Source organism: Streptomyces gardneri (assembly GCF_006539185.1).
In the GTDB taxonomy this organism is placed as follows: Bacteria; Actinomycetota; Actinomycetes; order Streptomycetales; family Streptomycetaceae; genus Streptomyces; species Streptomyces gardneri.
The window spans coordinates 28,919-51,454 of the sequence record NZ_BJMN01000058.1; the positions used below are offsets into that span (position 1 = coordinate 28,919).

At 74.2% G+C, this 22,536-nt stretch carries 12 protein-coding genes; 10 read left to right on the plus strand and 2 right to left on the minus strand.

Annotated elements, in window-relative coordinates; translation table 11 throughout:
* The first annotated feature begins 58 nt into the window (after positions 1–58).
* From SGA01_RS35170 to SGA01_RS35185, 4 genes are all read left to right on the plus strand, one after another.
* Complete coding sequence (locus tag SGA01_RS35170; RefSeq protein ID WP_167534245.1) at positions 59–9,082, plus strand: type I polyketide synthase; 9,024 nt, start codon at positions 59–61, stop codon at positions 9,080–9,082.
* A 75-nt stretch (positions 9,083–9,157) separates the two neighbouring features.
* Positions 9,158–11,554 (plus strand): type I polyketide synthase, encoded by a 2,397-nt coding sequence (locus SGA01_RS35175; protein ID WP_141301920.1) that lies wholly within the window; start codon positions 9,158–9,160, stop codon positions 11,552–11,554.
* Positions 11,551–12,339: a thioesterase II family protein gene (locus SGA01_RS35180; protein ID WP_141301922.1), complete on the plus strand. Its 789-nt coding sequence runs from the start codon at positions 11,551–11,553 to the stop codon at positions 12,337–12,339. Before SGA01_RS35175 ends, SGA01_RS35180 begins: the two co-directional genes overlap by 4 nt.
* Before the next feature lie 61 nt (positions 12,340–12,400).
* A complete protein-coding gene (locus SGA01_RS35185; protein WP_141301924.1) occupies positions 12,401–13,438 on the plus strand; it encodes a ketoacyl-ACP synthase III family protein in 1,038 nt (345 codons plus the stop codon).
* A 15-nt stretch (positions 13,439–13,453) separates the two neighbouring features.
* On the opposite strand, the gene SGA01_RS35190 is transcribed toward SGA01_RS35185, so the two are convergent.
* Positions 13,454–13,795, minus strand: coding sequence for a YrdB family protein (locus tag SGA01_RS35190; RefSeq protein WP_024761882.1), 342 nt, complete (start codon positions 13,793–13,795; stop codon positions 13,454–13,456).
* Between the two features lie 65 nt (positions 13,796–13,860).
* The gene (locus SGA01_RS35195; protein WP_024761883.1) at positions 13,861–14,664 is read right to left on the minus strand and encodes an AfsR/SARP family transcriptional regulator; all 804 of its coding nucleotides are present in this window, start codon (positions 14,662–14,664) and stop codon (positions 13,861–13,863) included.
* A 294-nt stretch (positions 14,665–14,958) separates the two neighbouring features.
* Between SGA01_RS35195 and SGA01_RS35200 the strand changes: the two genes are divergently transcribed.
* The 6 genes from SGA01_RS35200 to SGA01_RS35230 all read left to right on the plus strand — a co-directional run.
* Positions 14,959–16,881, plus strand: a complete 1,923-nt coding sequence (locus tag SGA01_RS35200) for an HAD-IIIC family phosphatase (RefSeq protein ID WP_229917573.1) — start codon at positions 14,959–14,961, stop codon at positions 16,879–16,881.
* Positions 16,878–17,102, plus strand: a complete 225-nt coding sequence (locus SGA01_RS35205) for a phosphopantetheine-binding protein (RefSeq protein WP_024761885.1) — start codon at positions 16,878–16,880, stop codon at positions 17,100–17,102. Before SGA01_RS35200 ends, SGA01_RS35205 begins: the two co-directional genes overlap by 4 nt.
* A gap of 34 nt (positions 17,103–17,136) precedes the next feature.
* The gene (locus SGA01_RS35210) at positions 17,137–18,645 is read left to right on the plus strand and encodes an MFS transporter (RefSeq protein WP_063785785.1); all 1,509 of its coding nucleotides are present in this window, start codon (positions 17,137–17,139) and stop codon (positions 18,643–18,645) included.
* An 897-nt stretch (positions 18,646–19,542) separates the two neighbouring features.
* On the plus strand, positions 19,543–20,853 hold the full coding sequence (gene pdhA, locus SGA01_RS35220) for a pyruvate dehydrogenase (acetyl-transferring) E1 component subunit alpha (protein WP_229917595.1): 1,311 nt from the start codon (positions 19,543–19,545) through the stop codon (positions 20,851–20,853).
* Positions 20,854–20,855: 2 nt separating this feature from the next.
* Positions 20,856–21,860, plus strand: coding sequence for an alpha-ketoacid dehydrogenase subunit beta (locus tag SGA01_RS35225; protein ID WP_141301932.1), 1,005 nt, complete (start codon positions 20,856–20,858; stop codon positions 21,858–21,860).
* A 32-nt stretch (positions 21,861–21,892) separates the two neighbouring features.
* Positions 21,893–22,536 (plus strand): biotin/lipoyl-containing protein (locus tag SGA01_RS35230; protein ID WP_174867630.1); only part of this gene is annotated, 644 nt, incomplete at its 3' end.

Consider the following 22,536-nt stretch of genomic DNA (forward strand, 5'->3'; position numbering starts at 1 on the left):
CTCCGCCCGGCTCCTTGAAACCAGTCAGTACGACATGCCGACCGCGAGGGACCTTCTTGTGACGACGCAACCGACCCATGAGGAATCGGCAGACCGGAAGACCGGTGCCGGGCGAAGCTCCACCACCCCGCTCAGCCGCGCGATGGACACCATCAAGAAGCTGCGCGGAGAGCTCGAAGAGGCCCGTTCCGGGCAGAGCGGACCGCTCGCCGTCGTCGGCGTCGGACTCCGCCTGCCCGGCGGCATCGTCGACCTCGACGGCTACTGGGACGCCCTGTCCGAGGGCCGCGACCTGGTCGCCCCGATGCCCGAGCACCGCAAGGGCCCGTTCGCCGCGGAGTGGGACACCCTCCCGCGCCGGGGCGGCTACCTCGACGAAGTACTGGAGTTCGACGCCGGATTCTTCGGCATCAGCCCCCGCGAGGCCCGCAGCCTCGACCCCCAGCACCGCCTCCTCCTCGAAGTGGCCTGGGAGGCCCTGGAGGACGCGGCCTTCGCGCCGGAGTACCTCTCCGGCCTCCGGACCGGCCTGTACGTCGGCGTCACCGGCCAGGACTACCGCGACTGGCAGCCCGCCGGTCAGGAGGACGCCTACTGGCTCACCGGCAACGGCCACTGCTTCGCCGCCGGCCGGATCGCCTACACCATGGGCCTGATGGGCCCGGCCGTCGCCGTCGACACCGCCTGCTCGTCCTCGCTCACCGCCGTCCACCTGGCGGGGCAGGCGCTGCGCCGCGACGAGTGCGACGTCGCCATCGCCGCCGGCGTCAACCTGATCCTGTCGCCCCGCTCCACCCGCCTCATCCAGCAGACCAACTCCCTCTCCCCGGACGGTCTCTGCAAGACCTTCGACGCCCGCGCCAACGGCTTCACCCGCGGCGAGGGCTGCGGCGTCGTCGTCCTCAAGCGGCTCTCCGAGGCCCTGCGCGACGGCGACCGGGTGCACGCCGTGATCCGCGGCAGCGCCGTCAACCAGGACGGCCGCTCCACCGGCTTCACCGCCCCCAACGTCCGCGCCCAGATCTCCCTCATCAAGGCCGCGCTCGACGACGCCGGCCTGACCCCGGCCGCCATCGGCGCCCTGGAGGCGCACGGCACCGGCACCGCGCTCGGCGACCCGATCGAGGTCGAGGCGATCGTCGAGGCCCTCGGCCGCCGCGACGGCGGCGCGCCGCTGCGCATCGGCTCCGTCAAGACGAGCATCGGCCACCTGGAGGCCGCCTCCGGCATCGCCGGACTCATCAGGGGCGTCGCGTCCGTCAAGCGGCGCGCGATCCCGCCCGTCGTCCACCTGGACACCCTCAACCCCCGCATCGACATCGCGGACACGGGCATCGAGTTCCCGCGCGCCGAGACCCCGTGGACCGGCGAGGACGGCGCGGGCGACTGCCTCGGCATCAGCTCCTTCGGCATGAGCGGCACCAACGCCCACGTCGTCCTCGGCCCGCTCACCGCCGAGGAGTTCACCGAACGGCCCGCCCCCGCCGCGCCCGTGACCGGCTTCGAGATCACCGCGCGCAGTGAGGACTCCCTGCGCGCCTGGGCCGGCAGGCTCGCCGACCGCGTCGCCGAGCTCCCCGAGGACGCCTACCCGGCGTTCGCGTACACCGTCACCGAGGGCCGCGCCCGCCACGCCGTGCGCGCCGTGATCACCGCCGAGGACCCGGCCGCCGCCGCCCTCGCCCTGCGTGCCCTCGCCGACGGGACCGCCTCCGAGGCGGTACGCCCCGACGGCACGGCCCCCGCCGCCGCGCTCCCGCGCCGCGTCGCCGACCTGCCGGCCTACCCCTGGGAGCGGGTCCGGTACGCGCCGGAGACCGCCGCCCCGTCGACGGTCCGCACCGCCGACACCGCCACGCAGGCCGCGGACACCGCCGCCCCGGCCGACACCGCCGCGGAGCCGCTGCCCGCGCTCGGCGTCGAGTGGATCCCGTACACCCCGGCCGCGACCGCCACCGAGCGCCCGCTCGTCGTCACCGGTGACGACAGCGCCGCCGTCGCCCTCCTCACCGAGGCCGCCCGCACCACCGGCCGCACCGTCACCGCCCTCGACACGCTCCCCGCCACCACCGAGGAGTGGACCCGGGCCCTGGACGGGCGCTCCGCCGACCTGCTGCTCGCGCTCGCCGCGGCGCCGCTGCCCGGCACCCTCGACGCCACCGCGCCCACCGCGCACGCCGCGGCCCTCTGCGCCGCCGCGACCACCGCCGTCCGCGCCCTCACCGCCGGCACCGGCCGGGTCCACCTCGTCACCGCGGGCGTCCGCCAGGTGACCGGCTCCGACCCGATCGCCGCCGCCGACCACGGCGTCCTGCACGGCCTCGCGCCGGTCCTCGCCCTGGAGTTCCCCGACACCTGGGGCGGCATCCTCGACCTGCCGGCCGCCCCGACCGCCGCCGACGCCACGGCCGCCCTCACGGCGCTCGCCGACGGCTCCGCCGAGGACCTGATCGCCGTCCGCGCCGGCGCCGCCCACACCGCACGCCTGCGGCCCGCCGCCGAACCGCTGCGCCCGCTGCCCGTCCGCCCCGACGCCACGTACCTCCTCACCGGCGGACTCGGCGCCATCGGCACCGGACTCGTCCGCGACCTCGCCGCCCGCGGCGCCCGGCACCTCGTCCTCCTCGGCCGCCGGCCGCAGGACGAACTGCCCGCCGAGGCCCGGGAGCTGCTCGCCGAACTCGCCGAGGCCGGCGTCACGGCCGCGTACGTCCCCGCCGACACCGGCGACGCCGCCCGCCTCACCGAGGCCCTCGCCGTCCTGGACGGCATGCCGCCCGTCCGCGGCGTCGTGCACGCGGCCGGCAGCATCGACCGCCTGCCGCTCGCCGAGGCCGACCAGGACACCTTCGCCGCCGCCCTCGCCGGCAAGTTCACCGGCGCCGCCTGGCTGCGCCTGCTCGCCGCCGACTGGCCCCTCGACTTCCTCGTCCACCTCTCCTCCGTCTCGGCGGTCTGGGGCACCGACGGCTACGGCGCCTACGCCGCCGCCAACGGAGGCCTCGACGCCGTCGCCGCGCTCTGCGCCACCGAGGGCATCCCGGCGACCAGCGTCGCCTTCGGCCCCTGGGACCTCGACGGCATGGCGAGCCCCGAGGCCCGCGCGCTCCTCGCCCGCATGGGCGTCAGCCCCGTGGCCCCCGCCGAGGGCTTCGCCGGACTCGCCGGAAACGGCACGGGCGCGCACACCGTCGCCTGCCGCCTGGACGCCGAGCGGTTCCGCACGGTCATGAACTCCGTACGGACCAGGCCCCTCTTCGACGGCCTCACCGGAGCGGACACGGCCCCGGACACCACGGCCGACACCCTCGCCGAGACCCCGGCGGCCGCCTTCGCCCGGGAACTCGCCGAGGCCCCCGAGCACCGCCGCGCCACCCTCGTCACCCGCCGCACCCGCGAGGTCCTCGCCGGGATCCTCGGCCACGACGACCCGGCCGCCCTGCCGGAGACCACCGGCTTCCTCGACCTCGGCCTCGACTCGATCATGGCCGTCGACGCGGCCGCCGCGCTCACCGAGACCCTCGGCGTCGACGTCGGCATCGGCGACGTCTTCGGCCACCCGACCGTCGAGCGCCTCTCCGCCGAGCTGACCGGCCGCCTCGCCGGCCGCACCACGGCCCCCGCGCCCCGCAAGACCCCCGCGGCCCGCCCCGTACCGGCCCAGGCCGTGCAGGTCGCCCCGGCCGACGAAGCCGACCGCCCCGACCAGGAGCCCATCGCCATCGTCGGCATGGCCGGCCGCTTCCCCGGCGCCGACTCCGTCGAGGAGTTCTGGTCCCTGCTCGACGAGGGCCGCGACGGCGTCGGGCCCGTTCCAGCCGACCGCTGGGACACCGGCACCCTCCACGACCCGGCCGGCGCCCGCCCCGGTTCCATCTCCACCGACCAGGGCGGCTTCCTCCGCGACATCCGCCGCTTCGACGCCGCGTTCTTCGACGTCCCGGCCCGCGAGGCCGAGAGCCTCGACCCGCAGCAGCGCCTCCTCCTCGAAGCCGCCTGGCACGCCCTGGAGGACGCCGGCACCGACCCGAAGTCCCTCGCCGGCAGCCGCACCGGAGTCTTCGTCGGCATCTCCAACTCCGACTACGCCCGCGTCCTGGAGAGCGGCGGCCTTGAGCCCCTCGACGCCTACTTCGCGACCGGCACCGCGCTGAACGCCGCCGCCGGCCGCCTCTCCTACTACCTCGGCGCCCAGGGCCCCGCCCTCGCCGTCGACACCGCCTGCTCGTCCTCCCTCGTCGCCCTGCACCTCGCGGTCCGCTCCCTGCGCTCCGGCGAGACCGACCGGGCCCTCACCGGCGGCGTCAACGTCATCGCCGCACCCTCCTGCTCGGTCGCCGTCAGCCGCGCCCACATGCTCGCCCCCGACGGCCGCTGCAAGACCTTCGACGCCTCCGCCGACGGCTTCGTCCGCGCCGAGGGCTGCGGAGTCCTCGTCCTGCGCCGCCTCTCCGACGCCCTGCGCGACGGCGAGCAGGTCCTCGCCGTCATCCACGGCAGCGCCGTCAACCAGGACGGAGCCTCCTCCGGCTTCACCGCCCCCAACGGCACCGCGCAGCGCCAGGTCATCCGGGCCGCGCTCGCCGACGCCGGCGTCGAAGGCGCCGAGATCGGCTACCTGGAGGCGCACGGCACCGGCACCTCGCTCGGCGACCCGATCGAACTCGAAGCCGCCTGGGACGTCTTCGGCCCCGGCCGCCGCCCCGGCGAGCCGCTGCTCATCGGCTCGGTGAAGAGCAACATCGGCCACTGCGAGTCCGCCTCCGGCATGGCCTCCGTCTTCAAGACGGTCCTCGCCCTGCGCAACGGCCGCATCCCCGGCGACCTGCACTTCGAGAACCCCAACCCGCACGTCCCCTGGCGCGACATGAACGTCCGCGTCGTCGACTCCCGCGCCACCTGGACCCGGAGCGACGTCCCGCGCCTGGCCGGCGTCTCCGGATTCGGCTTCTCCGGCACCAACGCCCACATCGTCATCGGCGAGGCCCCCGCCACCGAGGCCGCGCCGGTCCCGCCGCGCGACTCCGCCGACGGACTCCTCCTGCCCCTCTCCGCCCCCGACGCGGCCGGCCTCGACCGGCTCACCGAGCAGTGGCGGCGGACCCTGGAGGAGACCCCCGAGGAGGCGCTCGCCCAGCTCACGGCCACCGCGGGCGCCGGCCGGGCCCATCTCCCGGTGCGCCGCGCCGTCTTCGGCCGCGACAGCGACCAGCTGCTCGCCGCGCTCGCCTCGGCGACCCCGGCCTCCGGCCCGGCCAAGGCGCCCAGGGTGGCGTTCCTCTTCTCCGGCCAGGGCGCCCAGTACTTCGGCATGGGACGCGAACTGTACGAGACGGAGCCGGTGTTCAGCGCGGTCTTCGACGCCTGCGACCAGGCCCTCGCCCCGCACCTCGGCGACTCGCTCCTCAACCTGGTCTTCTACGGCGACGACCCGACCGTCGTCAACCAGACCCGCATCACCCAGCCCGCCCTCGTCGCCCTGGAGCTGGCCCTGGCCGCCCTCTGGGAGTCCTGGGGCGTCAAGGCCGTCGCCGTCATGGGCCACAGCGTCGGCGAGATCGCCGCGGCCGTCCACGCCGGGGTGATGAGCCTCGACGACGGCATGACGCTGATCGCCCACCGCGCCCGGCTCATGCAGTCCACCGAACCCGGCGGGATGCTGTCGATCCCGGAGTCCCCGGAGACCGTCGCCGCCTGGGCCGCCGAGGCCGGAGTCGACGTCGCCGCCGTCAACGGACCGCAGTCCGTCGTCGTCGCCGGCCCCTCCGACCGGCTCGACGCCCTCGCCGAGCGCCTGCGCAACCAGGGCGTACGGTGCAGGCCGCTGACCGTCTCGCACGCCTTCCACTCCCGGCTGATGGACCCGGTCCTCGACGAGTTCCGGCAGACCCTCGCGGGCCTGGAGTTCGCCGCCCCGAAGCTCCCGGTCATCGCCAACGTCACCGGCACCGAGGCCGGACCCGACACCTTCACCCCCGCCTACTTCGCCGACCACATCCGCCGGCCCGTCCAGTTCGTCGAAGGCGCCCGCGCACTCGGCTCCCTCGACGTCGACGTACTCCTGGAAGTCGGCCCCGACCGCACCCTCGTCAACCTCGTCCGGGCCGCCGGACTCACCCCCGAGGGCGGCTCCACCCCCTCGCTGCGCCGCGGCGGCCAGGACCGCGCCGTCCTGCTGGGCGCCGCCAAGACGCTCTACGAGCGCGGCCAGCGCCTCGACTGGGAGAAGATCACCGGCCGCCGCACCGACCGGTCCGACGCCCCCCGCTACCCCTTCGCCGACACGGAGTACTGGACCACGGCGGGCAGCCGCGCCACCGGCGGCACCACCGCCTCCCCGGCCGTCCGCGCCGGCGCCGGCCGCCACTGGGGCGCCGAACTCCGCTCGCCCGGCCTCACCGGCCGCGCCTTCTCCTTCGAGCGCAGCTCCGGCTTCCCCGCGTACCTCACCGACCACCGCCTCTACGGCACGGTCGTCACCCCGGCGGCGTCCCACCTCGCCACCGTGCTCTCCGCCCTCGGCAACGACGGCAGCCCCGTCGTCGTCCGCGACCTGATCTGCCCGCGGGCCCTGGTCATCAAGGACGGCGAGGAGTACGAGGCCCAGATCGTCGTCGACCGGCCCACCGACACGGGCGGCGCCGAACTCTCCGTACAGAGCCTCCTCGACCCCGAGCGCGGCGTCTGGCAGAAGCACATCGGCGGCCGCTACTCCGACACCCCGGACGCCCACCAGCCGCCCGCCGAGAGCCGCAGCGCGTTCATCGACTCCAGCGACCGGCACCTGACCCGCACCGAGTTCTACGACTACTTCCGGGAGCTCGGCTACACCCTCGGACCGTCCTTCCAGTGGATCGACGAGGTGTGGATCCGAGGCGACGAGGCCCTCGTCCGCTACACGATGCCCGCACTGCCCGACGACCCGGCCGGATACGAGCTCTACCCCGGCCTGATCGACTCCTGCTTCCAGAGCATCGCCGTCTTCCTCGTCGACGACGGAGCCGTCGAGGCCCCCTCGCTCGCCATCCCGTTCGCCGCGAAGGAACTCTCCTTCCACGGCCGCCCGCTCACCGAGAACGGCGAGCTGTGGGGCAGGGTGCGCGTCCTGCGCGCCGAACCCCTGCCGAACGACCGGCTGCGCGTCGAGACCGCCGACCTCCACCTGTACGCCCTGGACACGGTCACCGGCGCCGAGCACAGCGTCTTCACCGCCGACGAGTTCCGCATCCGGCACGCCTCCCGCGCCGTCCTGGAGGCCAGCCTCCGCGGCGACGGCCTCGTCCACACCCTGGACTGGGCGCCGCTCCCCGAGACCCCGGAGGCCGGCGGCACGCTCGGCGTCCTGGTCCTCGCGGACGGCGACGGAGCCCCCGAGCTGGTCGCCGCGCTGACCGGCGCCGGACACCGGGCCCTCGTCCACACCGGCGAACTGCCCGCCCACCCCGAGGCCGACCTCGTCCTCGACGCCCGCTGGGCGACCCCCGGCACCGGCGACGCGGGCGACGCCCTGTACGCGGCCCAGACCCTCGCCGCCGACCTGCGCACCCTCCCGCAGACCCTGCCCTACCTCCTGGCCGTCGACGGCTCCGCCGGGCGGGCACCGCTCCGCGAGGCCCTCTTCGGCATGGCGACCGCCCTGGAGGCCGAGCAGGCCGACCGCCGGCTCACCCGGGTCAGGCTCGACGTCGCCCACGCGGCGGGACGCCTCGCGAAGCTCGTGGGCGCACTGCCCACCGAGACCCGGCTCGCGCTCACCGACGACGGCGTCCGGGCCGCCCGGCTCGTCAAGGTCCCGGCCGAACCCGACGGTGACCGCCCCGCCGGCGGGGCCCTCGTCACCGGCGGACTCGGGGCCCTCGGCCTCGCCGTCGCCACCTCCCACGCCGCCCGCGGCGGAGACCGGATCACCCTGATGGCCCGGTCCGCTCCCGGCGAGACCGAGCAGGGCGTCATCGACGGACTGCGCGCCTCGGGCGTCCGCGTCACCGTCGTCCGCGGCGACGTCACCGACCCCGCCGACTGCGCCGCCGCCGTCGAGGCGGCCACGGCCGACGGACCGCTCGGCACCGTCTACCACCTGGCCGGCGTCAACGCCGACGCGGCCTTCGGCTCCCTCACCGACGCCTCGTACGAGAAGGTCTTCCACGCCAAGGCACGCGGCGCGGACGTCCTCGCCGAGGCGATCACCGGCCACGACCCGCGAGCCCTGGTGCTCTTCTCCTCGGTGTCGGCCGTGCTCGGCGCCGCCGGACAGGCCAACTACGCCGCGGCCAACGGCTACCTCGACGGACTCGCCGAGAACCTCCGCGACCGGGGAATCCCCACCGTCAGCGTCAACTGGGGCCCCTGGGTCCCCGAGGCCAAGGGCGGCATGGCGGCCGCGGCGGCCGTCGAACGCGCCGCCGGACGGCTCGGCATCCGGGCCCTGTCCGACGCGGACGCCGCCACCCCGCTCGCCTTCGCGACCGACGCCACACTGGCCCGGCTCGTCGTCGTCGGCCTCGACCCCGCCCGGTACGCCGAGCAGAACGCGGGCCACGCCCGCGCCGCCCTCGTCGCCGAACTCACCGGCCCCGCCCCGGCCGCGGAGCGCGCCGACGCCGACACCGCCGAACCCGCCGGCTGGATCACCGACCGGCTGCGCGGCACCGACGAGGAGGAGCGCGAGCACGAACTGCGCGCCGCCGTCCGCTCGCTCGTCGCACGGATGCTCGGCTCCGACGACGGACTCCCCGCCGACGGCTCCGCCGACGCCGAGGGCTTCTCCGAACTCGGCCTCGACTCCATCATGGCGATCGACCTGCGGGCCGCCCTCGCCCACGCCATGGGCAAGGACCTTCCGGCCACCGTCGCCATCGACCACCCGAGCGTCCTGTCGATGAGCGAGTTCCTCCTGGCCGAGGACGCCGCGTCGCCGGCCGCCCTCGCCGCCACCCCCGCACCGGCGACGACGCCGGTGTCCGCCCTGGTGCCCAGCACCGCCGACACCCCGCAGGCCGGGCCGTCGTCCGAGGAGCTCGACGAGCTCTCCCTGGACGATCTGCTCCAGGCCGTCCACGACGACCTCTCCCAGGAGCGGTGAGCAGGCGATGAAGGCGATACCGATACCCACACCCACCACGTACACCGCGACGCACGCGAACGCAGGAGCAGAGTGATGGCGACCGGCCCCGACACCGCAGCACTGCGGCAGGTGATCCAGGACCAGCTGAAGCTGTCCCGCCGTCTGAAGGACCGCGTGGCCGAGCTGGAGGCCCGCACCCACGCCCCCGTGGCCGTGGTCGGCACCGCGATGCGGCTGCCCGGCGGGATCGACACCCCCGAGGCGTACCGGACGTTCCTGTACGCCCCCGACCCCGACACCCGGGCCCTCGGCCCGATCCCCGAGGACCGCACCGGTCTGCGGTCCGTCTACCACCCGGAGCGCGGCAAGGAGGGCCACTCCTACGTGGACCGCGCCGGGTTCCTCGACGACATCGCCTCCTTCGACGCGGCGTTCTTCGGGATCTCGCAGCGCGAGGCCGAGACCATGGACCCGCAGCAGCGCATGCTGCTCGAAGTGGCCTGGGAGGCCCTGGAGCGCGGCGGCATCGCCGCCCGCCGCCAGGACCGGCTGCCGATCGGCGTGTTCGTCGGCGTCATGGCCTCCGAGTACGGCCGCCGGTTCGTCCACGACGGCGACTACAGCCGCATCGACCCGTACCACAGCACCGGCAGCGGCCACTGCTTCGTCGCCGGCCGGATCAGCTACGCGCTCGGCCTCTCCGGCCCGGCGACCAGCGTCGACACCGCCTGCTCCTCCTCGCTGGTGGCGATCCACCAGGCGGTACGGGCGCTGCGCGGCGGCGAGTGCGACTACGCGCTCGCCGGCGGCGCCAACCTGATCCTCGGCCCCGACCTCATGGTCTCCCTGTGCCAGGGCGAGGCCCTCTCGCCGGGCGGCAGGTCCCGGAGCTTCCTCGCCGACGCCGACGGCTACGGCCGTGGCGAGGGCGTCGGCATGGTCGCCCTGATGCGGCTCGACGACGCCCTCGCGCAGGGCCACCCGGTCCTCGCCGTCGTCCGGGGCAGCGCCGTCAACCACGACGGGGCCTCCTCCGGCTTCACCGTGCCGAGCGGCCCCGCCCAGCAGGAGGTGATCCGCGCGGCCCTGGCCGACGCCCGGGTCGCCCCCGGCTCGGTCGGCTACGTCGAGGCGCACGGCACCGGCACCGCTCTCGGCGACCCCATCGAGGTCGGCGCGCTGGACGCCGTCCTCGGTACCGGCGCGGGGGAGCGGCCGGCCCCCGTCGCCCTCGGCAGCGTCAAGGCGCGGATCGGGCACCTGGAGGCCGCCGCCGGCATCGCCGGCGTCCTGAAGCTCGTCCTCATGCTCGGCGACGGCACCGTCCCGGCGGGCGCCCAGCCCGGCGACGGCCGGCTCAACCCGCTCATCCCCTGGGACCGGATCGCCCTCACCGTGCCCCGGGAGGCGGGGCCGTGGGCGGGCGCCCCCGAGGAACGCACCGCGGGCATCAGCGCCTTCGGTCTCTCCGGGACCAACGCGCACGCCGTGCTCTCCTCGTACCCCCAGGCGCCCGCCGCGCCCGCCGACGTACCGGCGGACCACCCGGAGCTGCTCACCCTGTCCGCCAAGGACCCCCGGGCGCTCGCCGAGCTGTCCGAGCGGGTGCAGGAGGCGCTGACGGGCCTCGACGCCGCCGGTGTCGCCTCCCTCTGCCACACCCTGCGCGCCGGCCGCGTCCACTTCGGCCACCGGCTGGCCGTCGTCGGCACCGACGCGGCCGCCCTCGCCGACGCGCTCGCCGCCGGACAGCCGGCCGACGGGGTGCGCTCCGCCGACCGGGTCGTCCTGGAGACCGGCGCCGACACCGCCGTCCTGGACGGCGCGCTGACCGAACTGGCCCGCCACTTCCCCGGACTGGGCGAGGCGATCGGCGCGGAGGGCACGCCCGCCGCCCGGCTGCGGGCCGTCCTGACGCTCCTCGGCGTCAAGACGACCCTCGCCGCCGGCGGCGACACGGCCGCCCCCGGCGCCCGGATCACGGCCGGCGGGCAGAGCCTGCCCCTCGCGGGCGACGCCCCCGAGGACGCGCCCCGCCTCCTCACCGCGGCGCTGGCCGCGCTCTACCGGGGCGGCGCACCCCTGCGGCTCGACCGCCTCGGCGCGCCCGGCGCGGTGTTCACCGACGCGCCGACCTACCCCTTCCAGCGCAAGCGGTTCTGGATCGAGGAGACGGCCCCCGAGCCGGCGCACCCCGTGGCGGTCACGGTCACCCCCACCCGTACCGCCCCGCTCGACCGGGCCGAGATCGGCGCCTATCTGACCACCGAGCTCGCCGCCGTGCTCAAGGCGGACTGCGGGCTCGACCCCGACCTGCCGTTCAGCGACGTCGGCGGCGACTCCTTCACCGCGATGCTCCTCACCAAGAGCGTCGAGCAGAAGTACGGGGTGGACCTGCCGACCCTCGACTGCCCGGTGGAGATGCCGGTCGCCGAACTCCTCGCCCACCTCAGCGACCAGGTCTGCGACGCCATGGGGGTGCACAAGTGACCGTCGGCAGAAGCCCGTTCCTCAGACCGCGGCCGGTCGACGACCCGGCGGTCCGGCTGATCGGCTTCCACCACGCGGGCGGGTCGGCGGCCGTCTACTACCCCTTCGTCCGCCATCTGCCCGCCGACTGGGACCTGCTCCTGCTCGACCTGCCGGGCCGCGGCCGGCGGGCGGCCGCCACCCAGCTGGACGACATGGCCGAGGTGGTGGAGACCGTCGTCGCCGACGTCCTGCCCTGGGCGGACGACGGCGCGCCGTTCGCCCTGTTCGGCCACAGCATGGGCGCGGTGGTGGCCGTGGAGACCGCCAGGGCCCTGGAGGCCCTCGGCCGGTACCCGGTGTGGACCGGGGTGTCGGGGCGCGTCGCGCCCCTGCACCCCGGCGTCGGGGCCGTACCCCTGCACACCCTCGACGACGCCGCGCTCCTCGACGTGATGCTGGACCTCGGCGGCATGCCCGAACGGGTCACCGAGGCCGCCGAATTCCTCGACCGGTTCCTGCGGACCGTCCGAGCCGACCTGAAGGCCGTCGACAACTACCGCCCCGCGCCCGGCCGTACGCCGCTGAACTCGCCGCTGACCGTGTTCGGCGGCACCCAGGACGCCTGGGCCCCCGCCTCCGCCATGCACATGTGGCGCCGCGAGACGGGGGCGAGGTTCACCCAGAAGTTCTTCCCCGGAGGCCATTTCTACTTCCTGGACTCCGGCTTCCCGGCCCTCACGGACCAGGTCATCGGCCAGATCGAGGCCTTCCTCGACCTGGCGGACGACGCACAGGTCGCCTAAGCGCGCACCGCACGACACAGCAGTCACACCACACACGCAGCAGATCAGAGGGAGAACAGACATGCGCTGGGACAACCTGCACGTCGCCGGACTCGGGGCCTACCTTCCGGAGCAGATCGAGACCGCCGCCGAGGCCGTCGCCGCCGGCCGCTACGACGCCGAGGAGGCCACCTCCAACGGCATCCGCGCCGTCCGCGTGGCCCGCGCCGACGAGCCCGGCCCGGTCATGGCCGCCCACGCCGGCCGCCAGGCCGTCGAGCGCGCCGGCCGCCCCCACGAGGAGTACGACATCGTCCTCCACGGCTGCGTCGGCCACCAGGGCCAGGACTTCTGGACCCCAGTCAACTACGTACAGAACGAGACGGTCGGCGGCACCGGCCTCTCCCTGGAGATCCGGCAGGGCTCCAACGGCGGCCTCGCCGGCCTGGAGATCGCCGCCTCGCACCTCGCGAGCCGCAGCAAGCCCGCCGCCGCCCTCGTCACCACCGGCGACGCCTTCCGGCTGCCGTACTTCGACCGCTGGGGCTCCGACAGCCAGCAGGCGTACGGCGACGGCGCCGGCGCCCTCGTCCTCTCCAACCAGGGCGGCTTCGCCCGCCTCAAGTCCACCGCGACCTACACGGACTCCTCCCTGGAGCCCATCTACCGCGGCACGACGGGCTGGACCGACGGCCCCTTCCTCGACGGCAAGCCGGTCGACCTGCGCACCCGCAAGTCCGACTACCTCCTCAAGGAGGAGGGCGCCTACGACCACGTCATCCAGCAGATGACGAAGAACGCCTCCCAGGTGCTCCAGGAGGCGCTCGACGACGCGGACGCCAAGCTGTCCGACGCCCGGTTCTTCGTCCACGCCAACATCGCGGAGACGATCGCTCAGTTCTCGTTCTACTCGCTGCTCGGCGTGGACCGCGCCACCACCACGTACGACTGGGGCCAGGACTTCGGCCACATGGGCGCCGGCGACCAGCTCATCGGCATGAACCACGTGGTGGAGGCCAGGAACCCGCAGCCGGGCGACCTGCTCGTCACCATGGGCGTCGGCGTCGGCTTCATGTGGACCGTCGCCGTCCTGGAGTTCACCGAGTCCCCCCAGTGGTGACGACCCACCCCGGACTCACTGGTTCCAGAGCAGCCGAAGCGCCGCGTTGACCAGGAAGATCCCCGCGAACGCCGCCGCCCAGCCCTGCCTCCCCGAGGCGGCCAGGGCGGCGGCGCCGCTTCCGAACCACAACACCTCGAGCAGCACCCGGCCGCCGCCGTGCACCGCGTACGTGGCACGCGGCGCCCCGAACAGCGCCCACACGGCGATCAGACCGACCGGCACACCGACACCGAGCAGCAGCTTCAGCGGCCACTTGTCGGTCGTGGTGAACCCCCACAGGGCGACCGCCGCGTACACCGAGAGTTCCAGCAGGAACATCACAAGGAGGTTGAAGGCCTTGAGGGACGAGAGCATGAAGGACTCCTAGAGCGTGCGGGTGCGGGCTTCCGCGGTGCGGGGGTTCCGCGCGGATGGGCAGATCAGACCGTCAGATCGGTACGGAGCGTGAAACGGGTCAGCCGGGGGTCGGAGCTGAGGATGGCGCGCTGCAGCTCCTGGAGCCGCGGCGACGGCTCCACACCCAGCTCCTCCACGAGGAAACCGCGGAGCGCGGTGAACGCCTCCAGGGCCCGCCACTGCTGACCGGACCGGTAGAGCGCCGTCATGTACTGGGCGCACAGGTTCTCGTGCATCGGATGGCGGGCCGTCAGCACCGCCAGCTCGGACAGCAGCGCGTGGTGCCGGCCGAGCGCCAGATCGGCCTCGACCCGCGACTCCACGACGCACAGGTGACTCTCCTCAAGACGCGTCACCTCCACGCCGAGCCGCAGCCCGTGGTGCACGTCGACCAGCGCCCGGCCGCGCCACACCGCGAGCGACTGCCGCAGCAGCCGGGAGCCCGTCTCCCGGTCGCCGAGATCGAGCGCCCGCCGCCCGGCCGCCGCGAGCCGCTCGAAGGCGTGCACGTCGACCTCCTCCGGCGTGATGTCGAGGAGATAGCCGCCGTACCGGGTCGCCAGCACGTCCTTCGCACGACGCGGACCCTCCGGCGGCAGCGCCGCCTCGATGCGCTTGCGGAGCTGGAGGATGTACGTCTGCAGCGTCGTCTGCGCGCTCCTCGGCGGCTCCATGTCCCACAGCTCCTCCATGAGCGTGGGCACCGGCACTATCTGGCCGGCCTGCAGGGCAAGCAGCGCGAGGATCTGGCGGGGCTTCCCCGCGGTCGGCAGGAGCGCGACCCCGTTCTCCGATGCCTCGAAGGACCCCAGGACCTTGATGTCCATGCAGCTCCACCCCTCCACTCGCCGGCTCTCATGGTGCTACCGAGTCTGGCCCGCTCGCCTGTTGGGGCGACAGTGCCCAGGTCACCGGCCTCCCATGAACCCCGAACGTGCCGATGCATGAGAAATCCACGGTCCGTACGAGGGCGCTGGACGCGAGTGCGAGTCCCGCTCAAGCGCCGCCGCCGACGATCGGCCCGTACCGACCGCCCGTACGAACGGGCAGTCCGTACCGACGAGCTGTCCGCACCGAGGACAGGGCCCGGCCGACGGAGGCGCGCGCGTGAGGAGAGATCATTGACCACGGTATCCAGCCCGGCGGATCGCGAAACCCGGAAGTCCCCGCTGGAATCACTGCGCGCCCTGCGCGCCGACGGCACTCTGGCCGAGAACTACCCGTCCGTCGCCCCGCTCCTCGCCGCCATGGTGTCCGGCGGCGCGGACGCCGACTTCCGGCGGGCCGGCAACCTCCTCGCCCAGCTCGACCGGCAGGCCGTCCTCACGGCCCGCCCGGACACCGAGACGGCGGTCGTCGCCCTCACCGGACACTCCACGATCGGAGGCGTACGAGCGCCGCTGACCGCCGAGTTCGCCCGCCACGGCGTCCTCGTCGAGGACCGCCTCGGCGACTTCGACGCCTACCTGCGCGACCTGCGCGACCCGGCGAGCGCCCTGCACGCCCCCGACGTCGACCTGGCCCTGTGGATCCTCGACCCGCAGACCCTCCTCGACGAGATGGGCACGCCCTGGCAGGCCGACGACCTCGCACGGACCGCCGAGCGCAAGCTCGCCCAGATCGAGAGCCTCGCCACCGCCTTCACCGGCAACGCCACGGCCGCCCTGGTCCTCAACACCGTGCCGCTGCCCCGCAGCGTCACCCACCAGCTCATCGACCACGAGTCCCGGGCCCGCGCCGGCATCGCCTGGCGCGACTTCAACAGCGGACTCCTCCGCCTCGCCCTCGGCAACCCGCGGATCCATGTGATCGACCTCGACCCGGTCGTCGCCTCCGGCGTCCCGCTCGACGAGCCCCGCATGGCCGCCTACGCCAAGGCCAACCTCGGCGACGACCTGCTCGCCCGCTACGCCCGGGAGGTCGCCCACCTCTCCCGCATGCTGCGCGGCCGCACCAAGAAGGTCCTCGTCGTCGACGCCGACAACACCCTCTGGGACGGGATCCTCGGCGACGACGGCCCGGACGGCATCGCCGCCGCCACCACCTTCCGCGGCGAGGCCTTCGGCAACTTCCAGCGGGTCGTCAAGCAGATCGGCACCCAGGGCATCCTGCTCGCCGTCAGCAGCAAGAACGACCACGAGCCGGTCGTCCAGGTCCTCAAGGACCACCCCGACATGGTGCTGCGCGAGGCCGACTTCGCCCGCGTCAACGCCAACTGGCAGCCCAAGGACGCCAATCTGCTCGACATCGCCGAGAAGCTCAACCTCGGCGTCGACAGCTTCGTCTTCGCCGACGACTCGCCCTTCGAGTGCGGCCTCGTCGCCGACAGCCTCCCGCAGGTCGCCGTCGTCCGCCTCGACGAAGAGCCCGCCCTGCACATCGAGAAGCTCCTCGCCGACGGCTGGTTCGACACCGCCCGCCTCACCGACGAGGACCGCGCACGGGCCGCGCTCTACCGCACCGAGTCCGAGCGCGCCGAACTCCTCGAGAACGCCGGCTCCATGGAGGAGTACCTCGAAGGGCTCGGCGTCCGCGTCAAGCTCGCCGAGGCCGGCGCGGGGGACATCGACCGGGTCGCGCAACTCTCCCTGCGCACCAACCAGTTCAACCTGACGACGGTACGGCTCCAGCCGGCCGACGTGACCGCCCGGGTCGACGACCCCGACCACCTCGTCCTCGCGATCCGGTCCGGCGACCGCTTCGGCGACAACGGCGTCGTCGGCGCCGTCTTCGCCCGCCGCTCCGGCGAGGAGCTCCACATCGACAACATGCTGCTCTCCTGCCGGGTCTTCGCCCGCGGCATCGAGCAGACCGCGATCGCGAGCCTCCTCGCCCACGCCGCCGCCACCGGCGCCCGCGCGGTCCTCGCGAGCTACCGGCCCACCGCCAAGAACAAGAACGTCCGGGAGTTCTGGCCCTCCATGGGCTTCACCCCCACAGCGACGGCGGACGACGAGCTCCACTTCCGCCACGACCTGGAGAACCTCCCGGCCGTCCCCACCCACATCCTGCTCGACTCCACCCTGGAAGGCACCGCGTCATGACCAAAGAGGACTTCATCCACCTGGTACGCGACGAGCTCGACCTGCCCCTGGGCGTCGACGACCTCTCCGCGGACTTCGACCACGTCGTGAGCTGGGACTCGATGCACATGCTGCGCCTCGTCGCCGCCGTCGAGCGCGAGACCGGCTCCCGAGTCCCCGTCGGCAAGCTGCTGGCCGACCGCAGCCTCGCCGCCATCTACGAGCGCATCAGCGCGGCGTGAACCGCAGAGGAACCAAGCAGAGGCAGGAGAGAACATGAGTATCGACGCTCGGGACACCGCTCGGGACACCACCCGGGACACCCGGCCCGCGTCGCCGCAGGCGCCGGCCGGATCCACCGGCCCGGACGCCCCCGCCCCCGGCAAGCGCGGACTGATCCTCGCCGTGGTCGCCGTCGCCCAGCTCGTCTGCGTCCTGGACGCGACCATCGCCAACGTGATGCTGCCCCAGCTCCGCGGCGACCTCGGCCTCGGCACCACGGGCCTCCAGTGGGTCATGAACATCTACGTGCTGCTCTTCGGCGGCCTCATGCTGCTGGGCGGCCGTCTCACCGACGTCTTCGCCCGCCGCACCGTCCTGGTCAGCGGCATCGCCCTGTTCACCCTCGGCTCCCTCGCCGCGGCCACCGCCGACAGCGGCGGCATGCTGCTGACCGGCCGCGGCCTCCAGGGCATCGGCGCCGCCATCCTCTCCCCGGCGGCCCTCTCCATCCTCGTCACGACCTACCCGGAGCCCGCGGAGCGCGCCAAGGCCCTCGGCATCTGGGGCACCGTCATGGGCGTCGGCGCCAGCCTCGGCACCCTGCTCGGCGGCGCCGTCACCGACGTCGACTGGCGGTGGGCGTTCCTCATCAACATCCCCATCGGCCTGCTCCTGATCGCCGCCGCGTTCGTGTACGTCCCGAAGATCGTCCGCACCGGTGCCCGCCCGCCCGCCGACGTCCTGGGCGCCCTCACCGGCACCCTCGGCCTCCTCGCGCTGGTCTTCGGCATCGTCACCGCGGGCACGGACGGCTGGACCGACTCCATCGCCCTCGGCTCGCTCGCCGCCGCCGTGGTGCTGCTCGCCGTGTTCGTCCGGGTGGAGAGCACCGCCAAGGCGCCGCTGCTGCCCCTGCACCTGCTGCGCCGCCGGTCCGTCGCGACCGGCACCGTCGCCCAGCTGATCACCGCGGGCCTCATGCTGCCGGCCTTCTTCATGCTGCCGCAGTACATGCAGCTCGGCCTCGGCTACAGCCCGATGGAGGTCGGCCTCGCCTACATCCCGACCTGTCTCGCGATGCTCGGCGTCTCCGGCGCCGTCCCGGTGCTCATCGCCAAGTTCGGGCCCCGCGTCCCGTACGTCATCGGCACCGTCCTGCTCGCCGTCATGCTGGTCCTGATGCTCGGCGCCGAGACCACCAGCGGCTACTGGTCGCTGCTGCTGCCCGTCACCGCGCTGCTCGGTGTCGGTCTGGTGCTCTGCATGATGACGGCCCCGGTCGTCGGCACGCAGGACGCCTCGGAGCAGGACGCCGGCACCACCTCCGCCATCCTCAACGCCTCCACCGAGGTCGGCGGCGCCCTCGCCCTCGCCGTCACGGCGACCGTCGTCGGCTCCCGCCTCGCCGAGCTCACCGCCCAGGGAGTCGGCACCGCCGAGGCGTTCACCGAGGCGCTCCAGCGCGGCTTCCTGGTCCTCTTCGTCTGGATCGCCGCCAACCTGGCCATCGGCCTCCTCGGGTTCGCCGGCCGCCCGGCGGCCGACACCGCGCCGAAGTCCTGACCAGCGCCGCCGGGCGGCCCCCCACCCGCCCGGCGGCCCCGTCCTCCTCCGTATCCGCACCGGTTCGAGGAGATCCCCAGCCCGCTCTCTCCGCGCAGAGAGGCAGACAGATGCTCCAGCAACGCCACCGGCCCGCCGCACGGCCCGCCGCCCCGCACACCACCGCCCCGGACACCTCGGCCACCGTCGCCGCCCCGGCCACCCCGGGCGGCCCCGTCGCCCTCCTCGTCGGAGCGGCGGCACCCCACCGGCACCCGGGCGAGGCCGCCGCCAACTCCACGCTCCTGGAGACCTGGTCGAGCGGGGTACGCACCTGGGTCCTCGACCGCGCGGAGCTGCTCGCCGCCCGCGGCCCCGAGGCCCGGATCCTCTCCGACGAGTCGACCGGCCTCGCCAGCGTCCACACCGACACCTGCGTGGCCTGGGCCCGCGACCGGCACGCCGCCGGCCACCGCTTCGACCTCGTCCTCGGACTGCGCGAGGACGTCCAGCTCGCCGTCGCCGACCTCGCTGCCGCACTGCACCTGCCCGGCAACCACCCGGACGCCGTCCGCCGCGTCCAGGACACCGGCGCCCGGCTCAAGGCCCTCGCCGCCGGCGGATTCCTCGTCGACGAGGACCCCGACCGGGCCCCCGAGGGCACCGCGCTCACCGCCGTCGGCGCCTTCGTCTCCGGCCGGCCCCAGGTCTTCCTCCTCGCCGCACCCACCGAGAACGGCTGGGCCCCCGCCACCGGGCTGCCCCACACCCCTCAGGCCCTCGCCGCCGAGGCGGCGGCGGCCGTCCTCCACCTCGGACTCTGCTTCGGCGTCTTCCGGGTGGACCTGCGCGTCACCGACCGGGGCATCGCCGTCTCGGACGTCCGCCTCACCCTCGAGGCACCCGGCCTCCAGGCCCATCTGGCCCGGACGCTGCCCTGCGTCGAGCTCTTCAACCTCGTGTACGACGACGCCCTGGGCCGCACGGCGGCCCTCCCCGCGCCGCCCCTCGCCCCCGCGGCCCAGCCGCCCACCCCCGCGACGGTGCCTCCGTTCGTCCTCCTCGCGGGCGAGCCCGAGGGAGCGGCGGAGGAGCCCCACATATGCCGCGGCACCGACTGAGACCGACCCGAACGAGAGCCGGAGACCCCGAATGACCACCGAGCTCATCCAGCTGCTCACGCCCGAGGGCCGCCGGGTCCACCACCCCGAGTACGCCGTCGACCCGAGCGCGGCGGAACTCCGCGGCCTCCACCGCGACATGGTGCTGGCCCGCCGCCTCGACGCCGAGGCCGTCACCTTGCAACGCCAGGGCGAACTGGCCCTCTGGCCCTCGCTGCTCGGCCAGGAGGCCGCCCAGATCGGCTCCGCCCGCGCCCTGCGGCCCGAGGACCACGCCTTCCCCAGCTACCGCGAGCACGGCGTGGCCCTGGTCAGGAACCTCGACCCGGCCCACCTCCTCTCGCTCTTCCGCGGTGCGAGCAACGGCAGCTGGGACCCGGCCGAGAACAACTTCCACCTCTACACCCTCGTCATCGGCTCGCAGGCGCTGCACGCCACCGGCTACGCGATGGGCGTCGCCAAGGACGGCGGCGACACCGCCGTCATCGGCTACTTCGGCGACGGCGCCACCAGCCAGGGCGACGTGGCGGAGGCCTTCACCTTCGGCGCGGTCTACGACGCCCCGATCGTCTTCTTCTGCCAGAACAACCAGTGGGCCATCTCCGAGCCCACCGAACGCCAGATGCGGGCCCCGCTCTACCGGCGCGCCGCCGGCTTCGGCTTCCCGGGCGTCCGCGTCGACGGCAACGACGTCCTCGCGTGCCTGGCCGTCACCCGCGCCGCCCTCGACCACGTACGGACCGGCTCCGGGCCGATGCTCGTCGAGGCGTACACGTACCGGATGGGCGCCCACACCACCTCCGACGACCCGACCCGCTACCGCGACGAGGCCGAGGTCGAGGAGTGGCGGGCCAAGGACCCGATCCTGCGGCTCCGCCGGCTCCTGGAGCGCGAGGGCCACACCGACGAGGCCTGGTTCGCCGCCCTCGACGAGGAGGCGGAGACGCTCGCGCGGCGCGTCCGCGAGATCGTCAGGACCATGCCCGATCCCGACCCGTCGGTGATGTTCGAGAACGTGTACGCGGACGGGCACGCGCTCGTCGACGAGGAACGTGCCGGGTTCGCCGCCTACCAGGAGTCCTTCGTGGACGCCGGACGGAGCAACTAGTCATGGTCACGAAGAGCCTTCCCCTGGCCAAGGCGATCAACGAGGCCCTCCGCGCGGCGCTGGAGTCCGACCCCAAGGTCCTGCTCATGGGCGAGGACATCGGAAAGCTCGGCGGTGTCTTCCGGGTCACCGACGGCCTGCAGAAGGACTTCGGCGAGAGCCGCGTCATGGACTCGCCGCTCGCCGAGTCCGGCATCGTCGGCACCGCGATCGGCCTGGCCCTGCGCGGCTACCGGCCGGTCGTGGAGATCCAGTTCGACGGCTTCGTCTTCCCCGCCTACGACCAGATCGTCACGCAGCTCGCGAAGATGCACGCCCGCTCGCAGGGCAAGGTGCGCCTGCCCGTGGTCATCCGTATCCCGTACGGCGGCGGCATCGGCGCGGTCGAGCACCACTCCGAGTCCCCCGAGGCGCTCTTCGCGCACGTCGCGGGCCTGAAGATCGTGTCGCCCTCGACCCCGTCCGACGCGTACTGGATGCTCCGGCAGGCGATCCAGAGCGACGACCCGGTCATCTTCTTCGAGCCCAAGCGCCGCTACTGGGACAAGGGCGAGGTCACTGTGCCCGACAGCGGCTCCGCCGCGGGCGACGCCGTCCCCGGCGAGCTCCACAAGGCGCGGGTCGCCCGCGAGGGCACGGACCTCACCCTCGCCGCCTACGGCCCGATGGTGAAGGTCTGCCTCCAGGCCGCCGCCGCGGCCGAGGAGGAGGGCAGGTCGATCGAGGTCGTGGATCTGCGTTCGGTCTCCCCGATCGACTTCGACACCGTCCAGGCCTCGGTCGAGAAGACCGGCCGCCTGGTCGTCGTCCACGAGGCCCCCGTCTTCTTCGGCTCGGGCGCGGAGATCGCCGCCCGGATCACCGAGCGCTGCTTCTACCACCTGGAGGCCCCCGTCCTGCGGGTCGGCGGCTACCACGCGCCGTATCCGCCGGCGCGCCTGGAGGAGGAGTACCTGCCGGGTCTCGACAGGGTGCTCGACGCCGTAGACCGCTCGTCGGCGTACTAATCGCTCGTCGGCGTACTAGGAAAAAAGGAATCATGGCGATTCGCGAATTCAGGATGCCCGACGTGGGGGAGGGGCTCACCGAGGCCGACATCCTCACCTGGTACGTCAAGCCCGGCGACCCCGTCGTCGACGGGCAGGTCGTGTGCGAGATCGAGACGGCGAAGGCGGCGGTGGAACTCCCCGTCCCCTTCGACGGGGTCGTACGGGAGATCGGCTTCCCCGAGGGCGCGACGGTGGACGTCGGCGCCGTGATCATCTCGGTCGACACGGCGGACCGGGCCGTGGCAGCGGCCCCGGTCGTCGCGGCCGCCACCGACACCACCGCCGACACCTCCGCCGACGAACCGGCACGGGCGGAACGCCGGCCCGTGCTCGTCGGCTACGGCGTCGTGGAGTCCTCCGCGAAGCGCCGCCCCCGCAAGACCGCCAACGGCACGGCCCCCGGCGGCCGCGGGCCCGCCGCCGCCCCGCGCCCCCTGGCCAAGCCCCCCGTGCGCAAGCTGGCCAAGGACCTCGGGGTCGACCTGACGGTCGTCCGCCCCTCCGGCGGGGGAGGCACGATCACCCGCGCCGACGTGCACGCCGCCGCCGTGGTCGACATCGGCACCCGGGAGATCGTGGAACGACCGACCCCGGCTCCGACTCCCGCCCCGAATCCGGCCCCTGTCGTGTCGGC

Coding starts and splice junctions, on each gene's coding strand:
- SGA01_RS35175 (WP_141301920.1), top strand. CDS start 9,158: ATGGCGACCGGCCCCGACACCGCAGCACTGCGGCAGGTGATCCAGGAC.
- SGA01_RS35185 (WP_141301924.1), top strand. CDS start 12,401: ATGCGCTGGGACAACCTGCACGTCGCCGGACTCGGGGCCTACCTTCCG.
- SGA01_RS35190 (WP_024761882.1), bottom strand. CDS start 13,795: ATGCTCTCGTCCCTCAAGGCCTTCAACCTCCTTGTGATGTTCCTGCTG.
- SGA01_RS35195 (WP_024761883.1), bottom strand. CDS start 14,664: ATGGACATCAAGGTCCTGGGGTCCTTCGAGGCATCGGAGAACGGGGTC.
- SGA01_RS35205 (WP_024761885.1), top strand. CDS start 16,878: ATGACCAAAGAGGACTTCATCCACCTGGTACGCGACGAGCTCGACCTG.
- SGA01_RS35210 (WP_063785785.1), top strand. CDS start 17,137: ATGAGTATCGACGCTCGGGACACCGCTCGGGACACCACCCGGGACACC.
- SGA01_RS35225 (WP_141301932.1), top strand. CDS start 20,856: ATGGTCACGAAGAGCCTTCCCCTGGCCAAGGCGATCAACGAGGCCCTC.